Source organism: Nocardia sp. NPDC005366 (genome assembly GCF_040606855.1).
In the GTDB taxonomy this organism is placed as follows: Bacteria; Actinomycetota; Actinomycetes; order Mycobacteriales; family Mycobacteriaceae; genus Nocardia.
Genome location: NZ_JBEXFQ010000003.1, coordinates 330877 through 348249, shown reverse-complemented (window position 1 = coordinate 348249; position 17373 = coordinate 330877). Strand labels below are relative to the sequence as shown.

Annotated in this window: 16 protein-coding genes; 14 read left to right on the top strand and 2 right to left on the bottom strand. The window is 66.7% G+C overall.

All coding sequences use genetic code 11. The features are described from left to right. Positions 1–290 precede the first annotated feature (290 nt). The 6 genes from ABZS43_RS06040 to ABZS43_RS06015 all read left to right on the top strand — a co-directional run bounded on the left by ABZS43_RS06040 (position 291) and on the right by ABZS43_RS06015 (position 6570). Positions 291–440 carry a hypothetical protein gene (locus tag ABZS43_RS06040; RefSeq protein WP_355034686.1) on the top strand — a complete coding sequence of 50 codons (150 nt, stop codon included), beginning with the start codon at positions 291–293 and terminating at the stop codon, positions 438–440. 145 nt (positions 441–585) lie between these two features. Next, positions 586–2193: an ABC transporter substrate-binding protein gene (locus ABZS43_RS06035; RefSeq protein ID WP_355034685.1), complete on the top strand. Its 1608-nt coding sequence runs from the start codon at positions 586–588 to the stop codon at positions 2191–2193. Positions 2194–2226: 33 nt separating this feature from the next. Then, on the top strand, positions 2227–3153 hold the full coding sequence (locus tag ABZS43_RS06030) for an ABC transporter permease (RefSeq protein WP_355034684.1): 927 nt from the start codon (positions 2227–2229) through the stop codon (positions 3151–3153). Beyond that, a complete protein-coding gene (locus ABZS43_RS06025; RefSeq protein ID WP_355034683.1) occupies positions 3146–4099 on the top strand; it encodes an ABC transporter permease in 954 nt (317 codons plus the stop codon). Before ABZS43_RS06030 ends, ABZS43_RS06025 begins: the two co-directional genes overlap by 8 nt. After that, complete coding sequence (locus ABZS43_RS06020; RefSeq protein WP_355034682.1) at positions 4096–5787, top strand: ABC transporter ATP-binding protein; 1692 nt, start codon at positions 4096–4098, stop codon at positions 5785–5787. The genes ABZS43_RS06025 and ABZS43_RS06020 overlap by 4 nt, the downstream gene beginning before the upstream one ends. Before the next feature lie 36 nt (positions 5788–5823). Continuing rightward, complete coding sequence (locus ABZS43_RS06015; RefSeq protein WP_355034681.1) at positions 5824–6570, top strand: oxidoreductase; 747 nt, start codon at positions 5824–5826, stop codon at positions 6568–6570. 541 nt (positions 6571–7111) lie between these two features. Here ABZS43_RS06015 and ABZS43_RS06010 read toward each other — a convergent pair. Then, the gene (locus ABZS43_RS06010) at positions 7112–7933 is read right to left on the bottom strand and encodes an HAD-IB family hydrolase (protein WP_355034709.1); all 822 of its coding nucleotides are present in this window, start codon (positions 7931–7933) and stop codon (positions 7112–7114) included. Positions 7934–8418: 485 nt separating this feature from the next. Between ABZS43_RS06010 and ssd the strand changes: the two genes are divergently transcribed. From ssd to ABZS43_RS05975, 7 genes are all read left to right on the top strand, one after another. Beyond that, positions 8419–9528 carry a septum site-determining protein Ssd gene (ssd, locus tag ABZS43_RS06005; protein WP_355034680.1) on the top strand — a complete coding sequence of 370 codons (1110 nt, stop codon included), beginning with the start codon at positions 8419–8421 and terminating at the stop codon, positions 9526–9528. Positions 9529–9727: 199 nt separating this feature from the next. Continuing rightward, positions 9728–10912: a TadA family conjugal transfer-associated ATPase gene (locus ABZS43_RS06000; protein WP_355034679.1), complete on the top strand. Its 1185-nt coding sequence runs from the start codon at positions 9728–9730 to the stop codon at positions 10910–10912. Between the two features lie 149 nt (positions 10913–11061). Beyond that, on the top strand, positions 11062–11715 hold the full coding sequence (locus ABZS43_RS05995) for a type II secretion system F family protein (protein ID WP_355034678.1): 654 nt from the start codon (positions 11062–11064) through the stop codon (positions 11713–11715). A 51-nt stretch (positions 11716–11766) separates the two neighbouring features. Continuing rightward, on the top strand, positions 11767–12381 hold the full coding sequence (locus ABZS43_RS05990) for a type II secretion system F family protein (protein ID WP_355034708.1): 615 nt from the start codon (positions 11767–11769) through the stop codon (positions 12379–12381). 522 nt (positions 12382–12903) lie between these two features. Next, a complete protein-coding gene (locus tag ABZS43_RS05985) occupies positions 12904–13104 on the top strand; it encodes a DUF4244 domain-containing protein (RefSeq protein ID WP_355034707.1) in 201 nt (66 codons plus the stop codon). 53 nt (positions 13105–13157) lie between these two features. Continuing rightward, on the top strand, positions 13158–13469 hold the full coding sequence (locus ABZS43_RS05980; RefSeq protein WP_355034677.1) for a TadE family type IV pilus minor pilin: 312 nt from the start codon (positions 13158–13160) through the stop codon (positions 13467–13469). 71 nt (positions 13470–13540) lie between these two features. Beyond that, on the top strand, positions 13541–13966 hold the full coding sequence (locus ABZS43_RS05975) for an Rv3654c family TadE-like protein (protein WP_355034676.1): 426 nt from the start codon (positions 13541–13543) through the stop codon (positions 13964–13966). A 287-nt stretch (positions 13967–14253) separates the two neighbouring features. Here ABZS43_RS05975 and ABZS43_RS05970 read toward each other — a convergent pair whose 3' ends face one another. After that, complete coding sequence (locus ABZS43_RS05970) at positions 14254–16602, bottom strand: DEAD/DEAH box helicase (protein ID WP_355034675.1); 2349 nt, start codon at positions 16600–16602, stop codon at positions 14254–14256. 499 nt (positions 16603–17101) lie between these two features. Between ABZS43_RS05970 and ABZS43_RS05965 the strand changes: the two genes are divergently transcribed. Then, entirely contained in the window at positions 17102–17308 is a 207-nt protein-coding gene (locus ABZS43_RS05965; RefSeq protein WP_011206895.1) for a cold-shock protein, read from the top strand. Positions 17309–17373 lie beyond the last annotated feature (65 nt).

Below are 17373 nucleotides of genomic sequence, written 5' to 3'. Positions count from 1 at the left end.
TGTTCGGCCCAGAATCCCTCGCGATCGGTGGCGGCTCGTTCGTACAACGACGCATCGGCATTCGCCTGCGCCACGAAATCCGCGGACGGTGGGTACGAGTCGTTGTGATCGGCGACGGTTTCGGTCATGTCGTCTCTTTCTTTCCACGTAACCAGGGCGCATTATTCGACAACCGGTTAGACAGTATCCAAACCTCGCCGCGGCCGTGCCGGGTGTGTCCACCGGGTTTTCCGTACCGTCTCATCCATCGGGAGCCCGGTGGCCGATCAGCCGATCCGCCAGATCAGGGAATGTCCTCGGTGACGGTGACGGTGACGGTGACGGTGACGGTGACGGTGACGGTGACGGTGACGGCGATGGCGATGGTGACGGCGACGGCGCGGCGGATCGACGGTTCGCGTCGGGAATTCCCTGTTTCCTCTATGTTGCCGCATTGGTAACAAGTGCGCCGAACCTTCGCCGATCCGGTGACAGTCCTGTTCGAGATGGCTAATCTCCGAGAGGTTCCTGGGCGGGTCGGATCGGGTACACCATGTTCGAGCGCGCGTCCGTCGGACCGCTCGATACCGAAATCGGGAGAACGCGTTGAGATTCCACAGAGTTACCGCGTTGACCGCGGCGCTATTGCTGGCCTGCGGCCTCGGACTGTCCGCGTGTTCGTCCAGCGATACCGCTGACCCGGATATCGTCACCACCAACGGCGGTGAGCCGCAGAATCCGCTGGTACCCACCAATACCAACGAGAATTACGGTGGGCGGGTCGTCGACAGGCTGTACGCGGGTCTGAAGTACTACGACAGCAAGGGCGTCGCCCACGACGAGATGGCCGAGTCGATCGCGACGACCGATCGCAGGAACTACCGCATCACCCTGAAGCCGGACTGGACGTTCACCGACGGCACACCCGTCACGGCGAAATCCTTCGTCGACGCGTGGAACTACGGCGCGCTCGGCGCCAACGCCCAACTGCAGAGTTACGTATTCACCCCGATCGTCGGATTCGACGAGGTGTCGGCGGAAAAGCCCACGGCACAGACGATGTCGGGTCTGAAGGTGGTGGACGAGCGCACCTTCACGGTGGAGTTGAAGCAGCCGTCCATCGACTTCGAGACCGAGCTCGGCTACGCGCCGTTCTATCCGCTGCCCGAGGTCGCCTTCAAGGATATGAAGGCATTCGGTGAGAATCCGGTCGGCAACGGCCCCTACAAGTTCGCGCATCCCGGGGCGTGGGAGCACAACGTCAAGATCGACCTGGTGCCCAATCCGGACTATCGCGGTGGACGCCCGGCCAAGAACAAGGGCCTGCGGTTCGTCATGTACCAGTCCTTCGACACCGCGTACTCGGATCTGCAGGCGGGCAATCTCGATACGCTCGACACCATTCCGGACAGCGCGCTGACCACGTACAAGAGCGATCTCGGCGACCGCGCGATCACCGAACCCACCGCGCAGAATCAGCACATCGGGGTGCAGGCGAACGTGGCGCACTTCAGTGGTGAAGAGGGTTTGCTCCGACGCCGGGCGATTTCGATGGCGATCAACCGGGAACAGATCTGCCAGACCATCTTCAACGGCACCAAGAACCCGGCGCGTGATTTCACCGCGAGCACCCTGCCCGGTTTCGACGGAAATCTGCCCGGCTCCGAGGTTTTGAAGTACAACCCCGGGGAGGCCAAGCGGCTGTGGGCGCAGGCCGATGCCATCTCGCCGTGGTCGGGCCGGTACGAAATCGCCTACAACTCCGACGGCGGACACCAGAGCTGGATCGAGGCCGTCGCCAACAGCGTCAAGAACACCCTCGGCATGGACGCGGTCGGCGCGCCCTACCCGACCTTCAAGAACATCCGGGATCTGGTGAACGCCGGAACGATCGGTACATCGTTCCGGTACGGCTGGCAGGGCGACTACCCCACCATGCTGCAGTTCCTGACCTCGCAGTACTACAGCTTCTCCGAAACCAATAACGTCGACTACAAGAACCCCGAATTCGACAGGCTGCTCGATGCCGCGCTGGCGGCGCCCACCCTGGAGGAGTCGTATCGGATCGTGGCGCGGGCACAGGCCCTGTTGATCGCGGATATGGCCGATATCCCGGTACTCGATTACCTCGCCGCCGCGGGCCGGTCGGACCGGGTGACCAAGGCCGACCTCGCGTGGAACGGCCTGTTCGACTTCGAGAATATCGAGAAGTAGCCGCCGGGCCCTGCCCCTCACCCAGGAGACGATATGGCCTGGTATATTGTGCGGCGTCTACTCCAGATGATCCCGGTTTTCCTCGGGGCGACGCTGCTCGTCTACGCGATGGTCTTCCTTGTGCCCGGCGATCCGATCCAGGCGCTGGCGGGCGATAAACCGATGACCCCCGCGGTCGAAGCACAGCTGCGGGCGCGCTATCACCTGGACGAGCCCTTCTTCATGCAATACCTGCTGTATCTGAAGGGCATCCTCACCCTCGATTTCGGCACCGCCTTCTCCGGCAGGCCGGTACGCGACGAACTCGCGCGAGCCTTTCCCATCACGATCAAGTTGTCGCTGATGGCGGTGCTGATCGAAGGTGTCTTCGGCGTGCTCTTCGGACTGATCGCGGGCCTGCGCAAGGGCAGGCTGTTCGACTCGACGCTGCTGGTGGTCAGCCTGGTCATCATCGCGGTGCCGATTTTCGTCATCGGATTTCTCGCCCAATTCCTGCTCGGCGTGAAATGGGGGATCGCCCCGGTCACCGTCACGGGCCACGCGAGTGTCGGGGAGTTGCTGGTCCCGGCGTTCGTGCTCGGTGCGCTGTCCTTCGCGTATGTCCTTCGGCTGACGCGTGATTCGGTGGCGGAGAACATGTCCGCCGACTATGTGCGCACCGCCACCGCCAAGGGACTCGGCAGGCCACGGGTGGTCACGGTGCATATTCTGCGCAATTCCATGATTCCGGTGATCACCTTCCTCGGGGCCGATCTCGGCGCGCTGATCGGGGGAGCGGTCGTCACCGAGGGCATCTTCAATATCCCCGGCGTGGGCGGCACCTTGTACCAGGCGATCACGCGCGGCGAACCGCCGACCGTGGTCTCCTTCGTCACGGTGTTGATCGTGATATTCCTGATCGCGAATCTGGTCGTCGACCTGCTCTACGCCGCGCTCGACCCGAGGATCCGCTATGCCTGACCCGCGCGCGAACTCCGCGGCGCGGCAGCCGCATTACGTCGCACCGCCCGACGAGGTCGAGGTGCTCGCCACCGACCAGGTGGACGAATCCGGCGCGCCGACCAGCATCCGCCAGGACGCGTGGCGTCAGTTGCGCCGCAATCCGATCTTCGTCGTCGCCGCGCTGATGATCGTCTTCGTCTTCCTCATGGTGCTGTGGCCAGGCCTGTTCACCGACCAGGATCCGCGGTACTGCCACGGCGATTTCAGTATGGATCCGCGCGGACCCGGCCACCCTTTCGGCTTCGACAAGCAGGGCTGCGACATCTACGCCAGGACGGTCTACGGCGCACGGGCTTCGGTGCTGACCGGGCTGGGCGCGACGACGATATTCCTTCTCATCGGCGGTACCCTCGGTGCGCTGGCCGGTTTCTACGGCGGCCTGCTGGATTCGATCGTGTCGCGCATCGCGGAGATCTTCTTCGCGATTCCGTTGATGCTCGCCGCGATCGTCATCATGCAGTTGCTCGATCAGCGCACGATCTGGACAGTCATCCTGATCCTGGCCGCCTTCACCTGGCCGCAGGCCGCCCGCATCGCACGCAGTGCCGTCATCGAGTCCAAGAACAGCGAGTATGTCACGGCGGCAAGGGCATTGGGTGTTTCACGAATACGCACCCTGATCCGTCATGTGCTGCCCAATTCGGCGGGACCACTGATCGTCGTCACCACGATCTGGCTCGGAGCCTTCATCGTGACCGAGGCGACACTGTCCTACCTCGGGGTCGGACTGCCGCGCACCATCGTGTCCTGGGGCTCTGATATCGACACCAACCAGGAACAACTCCGGGGCGGCTCACCCATCCTGTTCTATCCCGCGACGGCGCTGGCGCTGACCGTGCTGAGTTTCATCCTGCTCGGCGACGCGCTGCGTGACGCGCTCGACCCGAAGTCGAGGAAGAAATGACCGCGGGGACATCCGATCGGCCACTGCTCGAGATCGACGACCTCACCGTGTGTTTCACCTCCGAGGGAAAACAGGTTCCCGCGGTTCGCGAGGTGAGTCTGTCGGTCTATCCCGGCCAGACCGTGGCGATCGTCGGCGAATCCGGGTCGGGCAAGACCACGACCGCGCACAGCATCATCGACCTGCTGCCGGGGACGGGCAGGGTCAGCTCCGGCTCCATCGTCTTCGACGGCAAGGAACTGACCACGGCGTCGAAGAAGGAGATCGTCGCGGTGCGGGGCAGTGGCATCGGACTTGTGCCGCAGGATCCGATGTCGAATCTGAATCCGGTGTGGAAGGTCGGCTTCCAGATCCGGGAAACCCTGGAGGCCAACGGGATCGCCAAAGGTAAGGCGGCGGCGCGGCGCGCTGTCGAACTGCTCGAGGAAGCGGGAATGCCCGACGCGCACCGCCGCGTCAACCAGTACCCGCACGAATTCTCCGGCGGTATGCGCCAACGCGCGCTGATCGCGATCGGACTGGCGTGCCGACCGAAATTGCTGATCGCCGATGAACCGACATCGGCGTTGGACGTCACCGTGCAGCGGCAGATACTCGACCACCTCGCGGGCTTGACCGCCGAACTCGGCACCGCGGTCCTGCTCATCACCCATGACCTCGGACTCGCAGCCGAACGGGCCGAACACCTCGTCGTGATGTACCGGGGCAAAGTGGTGGAATCCGGTCCCGCACTGCGGATTCTGCGCGATCCCCAGCATCTGTACACCAAGAAGCTGGTCGCCTCGGCGCCGTCGCTGGCCTCGCAACGGCTGTCCTCGGTGCGCGAACGTATAGAGGTGCACGAGCAGGCGGTGCGGGTCGCCGAAGACGTCGCCGCAGTCGATGCCTCCACCGATCTGGTGGTCGCGCGGAATCTGACCAAGACGTTCAAGATTCGAGGCGCGACGCCGTGGACCTCATCGGTGTTCACGGCGGTCGACGACGTCTCCTTCCAGCTGAAACGCGGGACGACCACGGCGATCGTCGGCGAATCCGGTTCGGGGAAGTCGACGCTGGCGCAGATGGTGCTCGGCCTGCTCGCACCGACGTCGGGTTCGGTGAGCTTCGACGGGCGCGAGGTGGCGAAACTGGATCGCCGGGGCGCCTTCGCCTTCCGCCGCAGGGTGCAGCCGATCTTCCAGGACCCCTACGGATCCCTCGACCCCATGTACTCGATCTACCGGACGATCGAGGAACCGCTGCGCACCCACCGGATCGGCACCGCGAAAGAGCGTGAGGCGACGGTGCGGGATCTGCTCGACAAAGTGTCGCTGCCGAAGTCGGTGATGCGCCGCTACCCCAACGAGTTGTCGGGCGGCCAGCGGCAGCGGGTAGCGGTGGCGCGAGCACTTGCTCTTTCCCCCGAGGTAGTCGTCTGCGACGAAGCCGTTTCGGCGCTGGACGTGCTGGTCCAGGCCCAGATCCTGAGACTGCTCAATGATCTCCAGGCCGAACTCGGGTTGTCGTATCTCTTCATCAGCCACGATCTCGCGGTGGTCCGCCAGATCGCCGACGACGTGCTGGTCATGCAGTCGGGGAAGGTGGTCGAGGCGGCGACCGCGTCCGAGGTGTTCGACAGTCCGAGGCAGGACTACACGCGGCGTCTCCTGGAAGCCATACCGGGGCGTGAGCTGCTGACGGGTGAGTGACCGGTCACCGGGCGCCGACGGCTAGCCTCGTATCCCGTGACCGATCCGCTACAGCCCCTCGTCGATCTGCCCGGTGTGCGCGATGCCGCCGACCGCGCCCGCGACGCGCTCGCCGCGGTGCATCGGCACAAGGCGAATCGGCGCGGCTGGCCGACCACCGCCGCCGAGGCCGCGGTGCGGGCGGCACGATCGTCGGCGGCCATCGAGGGCGGCAGTACCGATATCCCCGCCGATGGTCGCGTCGCCGATCCGATCCTGGCCGGGTCACTGCGGGTGGGCCAGGCGCTCGATGGCGACGCGCTGCGCAATCTGGTCGGCGTCTGGCAGCGCGCGCCGCTACAGGCATTGGCCCGGCTACATCTGCTCGCCGCCGCCGATATGGTTTCCGACGAGACGCTGCTCGGCCGTCCCCGGGCGGATCGCGGGGTCTCCGAACGACTCGACCTGCTCGCGCAGACGGTTCTCGGCTCGACCGCGCCTGCCCCCGTGGTCGCGGCGGTGGTGCACGGCGAACTGCTGACGTTGCGACCGTTCGGCACCGCCGACGGCATCGTCGCCCGCGCCGCGTCGCGATTGGTTGCGGTGGCAAGCGGGCTGGACCCGCACAGCCTGGGGGTGCCCGAGGTTTTCTGGTTCCGGCGGCGGCAGGCATATCTCGACGCGGCCGCGGGTTTCGGCGCGGGCACCCCGGATGCGGTGGGTGGCTGGACGATTCTGTGCTGCGCGGCCCTGGAGGACGGCGCCAGGGAGGCGACCTCGATCGCCGACTCGGCGGTCGGCTGAGTGTGGCGGCTGGGTGATGGGTGCGCCGCCGTCGGATCCAGCGGTGGTGCCGCCGTCCGGATCAGTGCGCAGAGCAGGGGTGGAGACATCAAAGCGGGCGGCGTAGTCGACGACGACCTCACCGCCCGCTAGCACGGACCACCCGGTTACCAAGCGTGCTCGGTGGGTTGTGTTCTGCGGCCTCGGCGATGCTCCGGACTTCGTCGGTTAATCCCCGCAACCTGTGCGAGGCTCTCGCCGCCGAGATCCGAATCTCGCAGGCCCACAACGCTTCTGCCCTTGTAGCGGCGTGCTCCGCGTGGGTGCCTGGCGTCCGTGCTGGGAAGTTCGGCTGGGAGACTCGACCTTCTCTTCCGGTCCAGCCCTGGCCTTCCGCCCTTCCGTAGCTACCTTTCTACACTGTGACGGGCCCCACTTCAAGGCTTCGTAAAGCATGAAATTACCGGCGTGTCTACCGGCGTTTCGTGGTTGAATTGCTGGCCGCGAGGCCGCCGGTCCCGTCCCGCGTTCCACCGCGAACGGTCGGTTCGCACCGTACGGATCAGCGCCGCTTACGCAGAATTCGGTAGGTGATCGCGCCGGCCAGAACCGCGCCGAGGCCGACGGCGGCGGTCGCGGCCACGGTGGCCGATGACGGTGCCTGGAATCGTGCCCAGAGCGAAACGGGGTTGGAGAACGTCAGAATCGGCCAACCCCGTGCCGTGGCCTCGCGGCGCAGATTGCGGTCCGGATTCACCGCCGTCGGATGTCCCACCGCGCGCAACATAGGCAAATCGGTTACCGAATCGGAGTACGCGTAACACTGAGAAAGGTCGTAACCCTCACTGGCCGCGAGCTTTTCGATCGCGGTGACCTTGCCCTCCCCGTAACAGTAGAACTCCAGTTCGCCGGTGTATGCACCGTTCTCGACCACCATCCGGGTGGCCGCGGTATGCGACGCGCCGAGGACATCGGCGATCGGGCCGACCATCTCCTCGCCCGAGGCCGACACGATGACCACATCGTGGCCCCGGATCTTGTGGTCGGCAATGAGATCGGCGGCCTCCGCGTAGATCAGCGGATCGACCAGTTCGTGCAGTGTCTCGGCCACAATGGATTTCACCTGCTCGACATCCCAGCCCGCGCACATATTGGTCAAGTGAGCGCGCATGCGCTCCATCTGGTCGTGGTCGGCGCCCGAGAGCAGGAACAGGAAGTGCGCATAACTGCTCTCCAGCACCGCGCGGCGGTTGAGCAGGCCCTGCGCGAAGAACGGCTTACTGAAGACGAAGGTGCTCGACTTCGCGATCACCGTCTTGTCCAGATCGAAGAACGCGGCGACGCGCGCACCAGCGGCGGTGGGTTCATTCGGAGTCACCGCGATCCGTGCGGTCTGGTCCGGAACCGATCTGTGGTCGTCCTCGCCCGTCACCCGTTCAGGATAGGTGGTGGTGCCGTCGGCGCACGTCCGGCGCTGGGCGAACGGATATCGAGGCCGATCTCGATGGGCCCGATCAGCTCCGCGCGAGGCCTCGTTCGGACGCGGGGAACCCGCATGCCGAAGGTTTGCCGAGAGGAAGCGGGGCCGGTGGTAGCGACAAAGTCCTCCAATGACAGACTTGCGTTCTGGGCGGGACTTGGGTGTAGTATTGCTGGCACCTGGACATAGTCCAGGCGCGTTCAGCCCGACCCCCCGGGGCTGAACCCCGACGACCCCAGCCTCCTCCCCCCCCCGGCTGGGGTCGTCCTCTATTTCGGGCACGATCGCCTGCTCTTTCTCGATTCCGAGTTCATCCACAGCTGGCGAGTTATCCACATTCGGCATATCGGGGCTGTCGCATCGCTCCCGTCTCGGCGACGCTGACCTGCATGGATTCCGCTAGGGAACGGGTGGGCGCGGCCCCGCCCGCATTGGTCCTCATCGGCGACCCACGGCTGCGCGCCGAGGTGCGCCGTATCGCGGCCGCCGCCGAACGCCTCCTCGATGAGCGCGAACTGCCTGTCGGCCGCCATACCTGGGCCTCTGCCCCTGTGGTGATACTCGACACACCGGCCGCGAAGGCCTGTGCGGAGGCCGGATACCTCCGGCGCATCGGTGTCGTCCTGGTGACGGAGGGGGAGCCGGAACTAGCCGATTGGCAATGCGCGGCAGCCGTCGGGGTGGAGCAAGTGATCGCGCTGCCGGGTGCGGCGGTCGGGCTTATCGAGAAGTTTGCTGAGCACGGTGAATATCGTGCGGGAGACGGCGTCGTCGTGGCGATCGCGGGCGCGGGCGGCGGTGCGGGAGCCTCCGTTCTCGCCGCCGCGACGGCGCTGCGTTCCGCCGCGGAACGATTTCGCTCCGTCACCGTCCTGGTCGACGGCGCACCGCTCGGCGGCGGTCTCGACCTGCTGCTTGGCATCGAAACGGTGCCGGGGCTGCGCTGGCCCGATCTCGTCGTCGAAGACGGAAGGGTTTCGGCGGCGGCGCTGCACGACGCACTTCCCGCCGCGGCGCCCGGACTGTCCGTCCTCGCCTGCGGTCGCGGCGGTGCCGGTCGATTGCCGGGTGAGATCGGCGCCGCCGCAGTCCATGCCGTCATCGAAGCAGGCCGTGCCGCAGGCGATCTCGTCATTTGCGATGTTTCGGGCGAACGCGGCCCGCATGCCGACCGCATGCTCGACTGCGCGGACTTGGTCGTACTCGTCGTCCCCGCGCATCTGCGCGCGGTCGCCGCGGCGGAATCCGTGGCGACCCATATCCGTCATCGAAATCCCAACCAGGGCTTGATAGTCCGTGGTCCGGCACCCGGTGGACTGCGGGGAGCCGAAGTCGCCGAACTTCTCGACCTCCCACTACTCGCCGCCGTCCGCGCGGAAGCCGGTCTTCCCGCTCGGCTCGAACGAGGTGGTCTCACCCTTCGCCGCGGCCCCTTGCGGGCCGCGGCCGACGCGATCCTCGCGGTCGTGAGCGCACCGGACAGTCAGGGGCCGCGATGAGCAGGGCAGCCGGTCCACATGTGAGCGCTGCCAAGGGGATCAGCGGCGCCAGCAAGGGGAATCGACACTCGATCGCCGAATTCGGCCTCCCGGCGGTCGTGCGGCAGCTGTCTGCCGCCGAGCGTGACGGGCGCGTTCCGGGTTTCCCGGTTCGCCAGGGCTGTCGGGGTCGGTTCGGTCGAGCGACGGGAGAGTGGCGATGAACACAGTGGTCACCGGTGAACTGCTGGACCGAGTGCGGGAGCGGTTGGCCGGGGGATCGGCGGACCCGGACCCGGCGCAGGTGGTCGCCGCTATTCGCGCGGAGGCGGGCGGCGTACTCGGCGATACCGACCTGCTGCGGGCATTGCGGTTGCTCCAGACCGAGATGACCGGGGCCGGTGTGCTCGAGCCGCTACTGCACGACCCGGGGGTCGCCGATGTCCTGGTCACCGCCCCGGATGCGGTGTGGATAGATCGCGGACGCGGGCTGGAGCGGAGCTCGGTCAGCTTCTCCGATGAAGCGGCGGTGCGCCGACTCGCGCAGCGGCTCGCCCTGTCGGCAGGTCGGCGTCTCGACGACGCACAGCCATGGGTGGACGGCAAGCTGTCGGGAACCGAAGCGGCACTGGGTGATTCGTTCGGCATCAGGTTGCACGCGGTGCTGGCCCCGATCGCGCACGGCGGCACCTGTTTGTCGTTGCGGATTCTTCGCCCCGCGACCCAGGGCCTCGATGCCCTGGTAGCGGCCGGTGCGATCCCGGCAGAGGTCGAAGGCTTGTTGCAGAACATCATTCGCGCACGCCTGGCCTTTCTCGTTGTCGGCGGAACCGGTGCGGGCAAGACGACTCTGCTGTCGGCTCTGCTCGCCGAAGTGGCCCCGCGGGAGCGCATCATCTGTGTGGAGGACGCCGCCGAACTCGCCCCGCCGCACCCGCACGTCGTCCGCCTGGTCGCCCGTACCGCGAATGTCGAGGGTGTCGGCGCTGTGACCGTGCGCGACCTCGTCCGTCAGGCGCTGCGTATGCGTCCCGACCGCATCGTCGTCGGTGAGGTGCGAGGAGCGGAAGTCGTCGACCTTCTCACCGCGCTGAACACGGGCCACGACGGCGGGGCGGGCACCGTACACGCGAACTCGCCACGCGAGGTGCCTGCGCGCCTGGAGGCGCTGGCCGCCCTGGGCGGTATGGACAGGGCGGCGTTGCACAGCCAACTCGCCGCGGCGGTCCAGGTCGTCCTGCATGTGCACCGTCGCACCGACGGAACACGCGGGCTGCACGAGATCGGCGTGCTCGAACGCAACCCGCAGGGCCATGTCGAGATCGCCCCCGCGTGGCGCTGGGACGCTGCGCCGAGTCCAGCGCAGTCTGTGCTCGGTCGCCTCCTCGCGGAACGGGACATCTGATGGCCGCTGATCTGACGGCCGCATCGGTCAGCTTGGTGCTTGCTCTCGTAGTTGCGCCCCGGCCGACCGCGACGCGTCGTCGGGAGGCTCTTCTCGGTAGTGCACCGCTAGCGCGAAAGAGCGCGCGCCGACCCCTGCTCGGTATCGCGGTGGCTGTCGGTGCGGTCGCCGTGATCCTGCTCGGAATCGGGCCGCTGATCGCGGCGATGCTGGTGGGAGCGACCGCTGTGGTTCGCAGGCGCAGGGTAAGTCGCGATCGTCGGCGTGCGGTCGAGAGCGCGTATGTTCTGGACGCGCTGGAAGCGGTGATCGGGGAACTGCGGGTCGGTGCGCACCCGAGTGCCGCGGCCGAGATTGCGGCGGCCGAGGCGCGAGGAGTCGCGGCGCGGGCTTTCGCGACCGGTGCGGCCCGCAGCAGGCTCGGCGGCTCGGCGGCCGAGGGGTTGCGCCTGCCCGAGGCCGTCGTCGCCGACGAACTCGACCGCATCGCCGACGCGTGGCAGGTCGCCGAACAGCATGGACTCGCGCTCGCGGAATTACTCACCGCCGCTCGCACGGATCTTCTCGGCCGTATCCGCTTCCGTGCCCGCACCGGCGCCGCATTGGCGGGTGCTCGCGCCACGGCGACCGTCCTCGCGGGGCTTCCGCTACTCGGTATCGGTCTCGGTCAACTCATGGGCGCGGCCCCGCTGCAGGTGCTGTTCGACGCCGGTCCGGGGACCGTGCTGCTGCCACTGGGCGCCGGACTGGTCTGCGCCGGCCTGTTGTGGACCGATGCCATCACGGGAAAGGCGCTCGTATGAATTGTCGTGTGCGGTCGGAATCGGTTTTGTCGAGGGGATGCCGTGATGCGTATGGCCGCGATCGCCGTAGTGCTACTCACTTTCGCCCTGATGGTCGCGCCCGGCAGGATCGCGGTCGGCCGACGATTACGCGCGTCGAGCCCGAGCGGATCGCCTCCGGATACCTCGCCACACCATCGAGCACGCGGCGAAACGAACGACCCGCTCGCGGCGGCCTCGGTATTCGACCTGCTCGCCGCGTGCCTGCGGGCCGGAATGCCCTTGGCGGCTGCGGTCGCCGTGGTGGCCTCCGGTGCTCCGGAAGTGTTGCGCGAAGCTCTCTTTCGGGCCTCGGACCTACTTGCACTCGGTGCGGACGCGACAACCGCCTGGGAGCGTGCGGTGCACGATGCGCGCGGTCGGCCGGGGTCCGAGGAGATCGAGTCACTGGCACGGATGGCGCGGCGCTCGGCTCGATCCGGAGCCTCGCTGGCCGTCGCCATCGGCGAACTGGCCGAACAGCGGCGCGGCGCCGTAGCGGATATGGCGGCCGCACGTGCCGAGCGCGCCGGAGTGCTCATCGGTGGGCCGTTGGGACTCTGCTTCCTGCCCGCCTTCCTCTGCCTCGGCATCGTGCCCGTCGTGATCGGCTTGGCCGCCCACGTCCTCGGCGGCGGTCTGTTCTGAACAGTCCAGTCATGTCGGGCCTTGTCGGGGTCCGTCGCGATTCGATGACAACCCGCACCCATCCGCGCCGGATCGCGTTGCGTGAGGACGAGTTCTATCCCGTCATTACGTCACGTGGTGAACGGCCCCGCGGGCCGAAGTATGCCGGAGAGTCGAACTCTCCGAACACGAGTGCCGGTGACACTCCGCGTGCCGTTCTCATCGGGACTGCCACGAGGTCGACGCGCGCCGGTTCGAACACTGTCGGGACTTGCCCGCGCGGAATAGCCGCGCGGGCCGAGGGGAGAGGGATCAATGGTGTCAATTGTCGAGGTCGGGGTCGCGAAAGAGTTCGGTGTGGAGACGCCGGTGCGGGCGGGTGTCGCCCGGATCGGTGGGCGGGCTGGTCACGTGTGCGGCGCGGCGCGGGCCGCGTCGCGCCGGACGTGGAAGGTCGACCCCGCCGAGGTCGCTGTCATCCGGGAGCGCGGTGCGGTGGGCCAGGTATCGCGCTTCGGCCCGTTCGCTCCGACGTGGGGCCGAATGCGACTGCTGCTGTGGACTATTCGGGCGCGAGTGATCCGCGCGAGTGTGGCGGACGATGGAATGAGCACCGCGGAATACGCTATCGGCACCATCGCGGCCGCTGCCTTCGGTGCGGTGCTGTACGGCGTCGTGACCGGGGATTCGATCGTGAACGCACTGACGAAGATCATCGAGAAGGCGCTCGACACAGCTGTCTGACCTCGCATTTACGGCGTTGTAGTACAACGGTTCTCGTGGGTGAGCGGGGCGCGGTGACTGTGGAGGCCGCCATCGCGGTGACGGCGATCGTCGCCGTCGTACTCTGCTGTCTCGGCGCCCTGCTGGCGGCGTCGACACAGGTGCGCTGCGTCGACGCCGCGCGCGAGGCGGCCCGCCTCACCGCGCGCGGCGATCGGGTGAACGCCATCCCGGTGTCCCGTCGAGTGGCACCGCCCGGCGCCGATATCTCCATACGTGACGACGGCGATCACATCATCGCGGTGGTCTCCGCGAGAACCCCGGTGCTCCCCGCCCTTCTGCTCCGCGCCGAGGCGGTCGCAGCACTGGAACCCGGTACGCGGTGACGACGCTGGAGAGAGCAGGCCGAACGTGGGTCACCGATCCCGTCGATGACTCGTCACCAGGTGCTGGAGCCATGTCGCGGTGGCCCGGCGCCGTCAGGACGGCGGAACCGCTCGGTCCCGTCGAGGCGCCCCGAAGCGGGAAGTCCGGATCGGACCGGGGTGGCGCCACGATCCTCGGATGCATCGCGATCTCCGCCCTGATGGCGCTCACGCTGATGATCGCTCAGGTGGGCGCGGTCGTGGTCGCGCGGCACCGGGCGCAGGCCGCTGCGGATCTCGGGGCCTTGGCCGCGGCGGGGGCATTGGCGGCCGGCGCCGAGGCGGGATGTAACGAGGGAGAAGAAGTGGTGCGACTCATGCACGGGCGCATGCGCGGTTGTGAAGTCGCTGATTGGGACGCCGTGGTGAGCGTGGAAGAGAATGTACCAATAGGTCTGCTCGGACGCCGCACCGTTCACGCTGTCGCGAGAGCGGGACCTATGACCGATCAACAGTGACTGGTCCTATACACGCCGCTCGGTGGTAGTGCGCGACGGTGTTAATTCGTAATGGGGGTGGTCGAATAATTGCGGTATTGCATCAATTCCCGAAGCGGCGGAGAAAATGCCGCGAATGTATCCGCATGTCGCGCGCGAATGGATACGGCAATAAGACAGTTAACATGAACCTGTTCCTCTTTATTCGGCAGTCATCCGTGCACGGGGGCCGTCCGGAGGCCCGGGTAGCCGACGGTGGGTGATCGCAGCTTCGGTGGCGACCCGGTCACGCTATGGATTCGACACTGTCACGAATCGAAATCCGGGCCTCGACCGGGCGAAATTCCGCGTTCGCCGTCATCGATCTCGGCCAGTACGGCCGTGAGTAACAGGGCCGCGCCCGCCTTGTCGAGGGGATGGTTGCCGTTGCCGCATTTGGGGGACTGGACACACGAGGGGCATCCGCTCGCACATCCACACGAGTCGATGGCCCCGAGGGTGGCCGACAGCCACTGCCGTAACCGGGTGAATCCGCGTTCGGCGAAGCCCGCACCGCCGGGCTGGCCGTCGTAGACGAAGATCGTGGGGAGTCCGGTATCGGGATGTTCCGCGGTGGAGACACCCCCGATATCCCAGCGATCACAGGTCGCGACCAGCGGTAACAAGCCGATGGCCGCGTGCTCGGCGGCATGCAGCGCCCCCGGTAACCGCTGCGCTGCGATACCGGCGGCGGCCAGGAGATCCGGCGTGACGGTATAGAGAACGGCCCGCGTGGTCAGGATCTGGGCGGGCAGTGCCAGTTCGACCAGGCCGAGTACTTCGCCGGTGACGAGCGTGCGCAGATATCCGATCACCTGGCTTGTCACCCTGACCTGCGCCAACGCGCTGACCACCGACCCGTATTCGCGCTGTTCGGTGATCGCGTCCACCGCGATGGAGGTGAGTTGCCTGGCGCTCGTGGTCCAACCGGGTTCGGCTGCGTGGACGAAGGCGACCCCGCCTTCGAGGTCCAATTCATCGACGACATAGGTATCGCCCTGGTGCAGGTGCACCGCCCCTTCGTGGAGGGTAGCGGGGGCCCGGCCCGCGTCGGCGGTGCCGAGCAGCCTGCCGGTCTCCGCGTCGACGATCGCCACGGGGGTGCCGATTCCGCCGCGCACGTCGACCGAGTCGTGCGGGTGCGCATCGGCGGTCACGTACCAGCGCGCGGGTCCGTCCAGCCCGGTGGTCCGCCGCCGGATCATGCCCTGACCTGCCAGTTCGGTAAGTATCTCGCGGGCTCCGAACGCGTCCACCTCCGCGTCGGTGAGCGGATGTTCCATGGCCGCGCACAGCAGTTGGGGACCGAGTACATAGGGATTGCGCGGGTCGGTGATGGTGGCTTCCACGGGTTTGTCCAGCAGCGCCTCCGGGTGGTGTACCAGGTAGGTATCCAGCGGATCATCCCTGGCGACCAGCATGACCAGCGATCCCTGGGTACGGCGTCCCGCACGCCCCGCCTGCTGCCAGAACGAGGCGACCGTCCCGGGGAATCCCGAGATGACCACCGCATCGAGGCCCGCGATATCCACCCCCAGTTCCAGGGCATTGGTAGTGGCGGCCCCCAGCAGTTCCCCGCTCGACAGCGCGGCTTCCAGTTCTCGTCGGTCTTCGGCCAGGTATCCGGCCCTGTAGGCCGCGATCCGCGCGCTGAGTTGCGGATCGACTTCCGAGAGCAGTCGCCTGGCATCCATCGCGGTCAGTTCCGCGGCTCGCCGGGACCGGACGAAGGTGAGCGTGCGCGCGCCCTCCGCGACCAGGTCGGCCATGATCCGGGCCGCTTCGGAGGTCGCCGACCTGCGGACCGGGGCGCCGTTCTCCCCGGTCACCGTGCTGAGCAGCGGAGGTTCCCAGAGTGCGACGGTCCGCGGGCCCTGTGGTGAGCCGTCCTCGGTGACCGCGACACACGGGGCGCCTATCAGGCGCGATGCGGCGGCGGCGGGTTCGGCGGTGGTCGCCGAGCAGAGAATGAACACCGGGTCGGCGCCGTAGCGGGCAGCGATGCGCCGCAGCCTGCGCAGTACCAGCGCCACATGGGAGCCGAAGACGCCCCGGTAGGCGTGGCATTCGTCGATCACCACGTAGCGCAGCCTGCGCAGCACGCGGGCCCAGCGCTGATGTGAGCGCAAGAGCCCCAGGTGCAGCATGTCCGGATTGGTGAAGATCCACCGGCTGTTGGCGCGCACCCACTGCCGGATCTCGGCGGGAGTATCGCCGTCGTAGGTGGCGGGATGGATATCGCGTAGCGACCCCTCGTGCGTCAACGATCCGATTGCCCGCAACTGGTCGGCGCCCAATGCCTTTGTGGGGGACAGATAGAGCGCGGTGGCGCGCGGGTCTTCCAGTAGTGCGGTCAGGACAGGCAGTTGGTACCCGAGGGATTTACCGGATGCTGTTCCGGTGCTGATCACGACGTTGCTGCCGCCCGCAGCCAGGTCTGCGGTCCGGGCCTGATGGACCCAGGGGGCCGCTATACCGGTGTCGCGCAGCGCCGCCACGACCTCGGGAGCCACCCAGTCGGGCCAGGTAGCGATACTCGCCGCCCGCGCGGGCAGTTCGACGACGTGGGTGAGTCGGGGGTCGGAATCGGCCGCCCCCGACAGGACACGATTCAGCAACGATCGCCCGTATTCGAGAGGGTTGCCAGGGTTCGCTCGCGTCGTTTGGTCGGCCGGTTTCACGAGCGAAAGCCCGCGAGACGTGCGGAAAGTGTGAAACGTGCGTAGTTAGCAACCCCCGCGCGACTTTTCGATACCAAATAGCGACCTGGGTCACAGCCGGATTGCTGAACGCACACTCGGTTATCGCAAGGCAAACGAACCTGAAGTCTGGATTCGGGCATTGTGTCCCTTACCTGCGCATTCGCAAGATCAAGTTTTTTGCAAATTGTCGGTAACTCGACTGTTGAATTGCTCGAAGACATGGTTCACTGGTTCCTGGTCGCAAGCTTCTGTGTTCGAGGGACGGATCCAAAGTCCAAACCGTCAGCAGGATCGATGTTGCGAACGGTGTGCTTGGTTGCTTTCCTGCAGGGGGAACCAACAGTACAACGGTCTCAACGGGCCCGGTGGACGAACCCAGTTGTCCGCCGTTCCGGTAGAAAAGAGAAGGAACAGAATGGCACAGGGAACTGTGAAGTGGTTCAACGCGGAGAAGGGGTTCGGCTTCATCGCGCCCGAGGACGGGTCCGCCGACGTCTTCGTCCACTACTCCGAGATCCAGGGGTCCGGCTTCCGTACCCTCGAGGAGAACCAGAAGGTCGAGTTCGAGGTCGGCCAGGGCACCAAGGGCCCGCAGGCCACCGGAGTTCGCGCGCTCTCCTGAGCGACGCCACGATTCAGCTCGTCCCTCACCCGCCGGTAACGGGGGTGGGGGACGAGCTATATCTG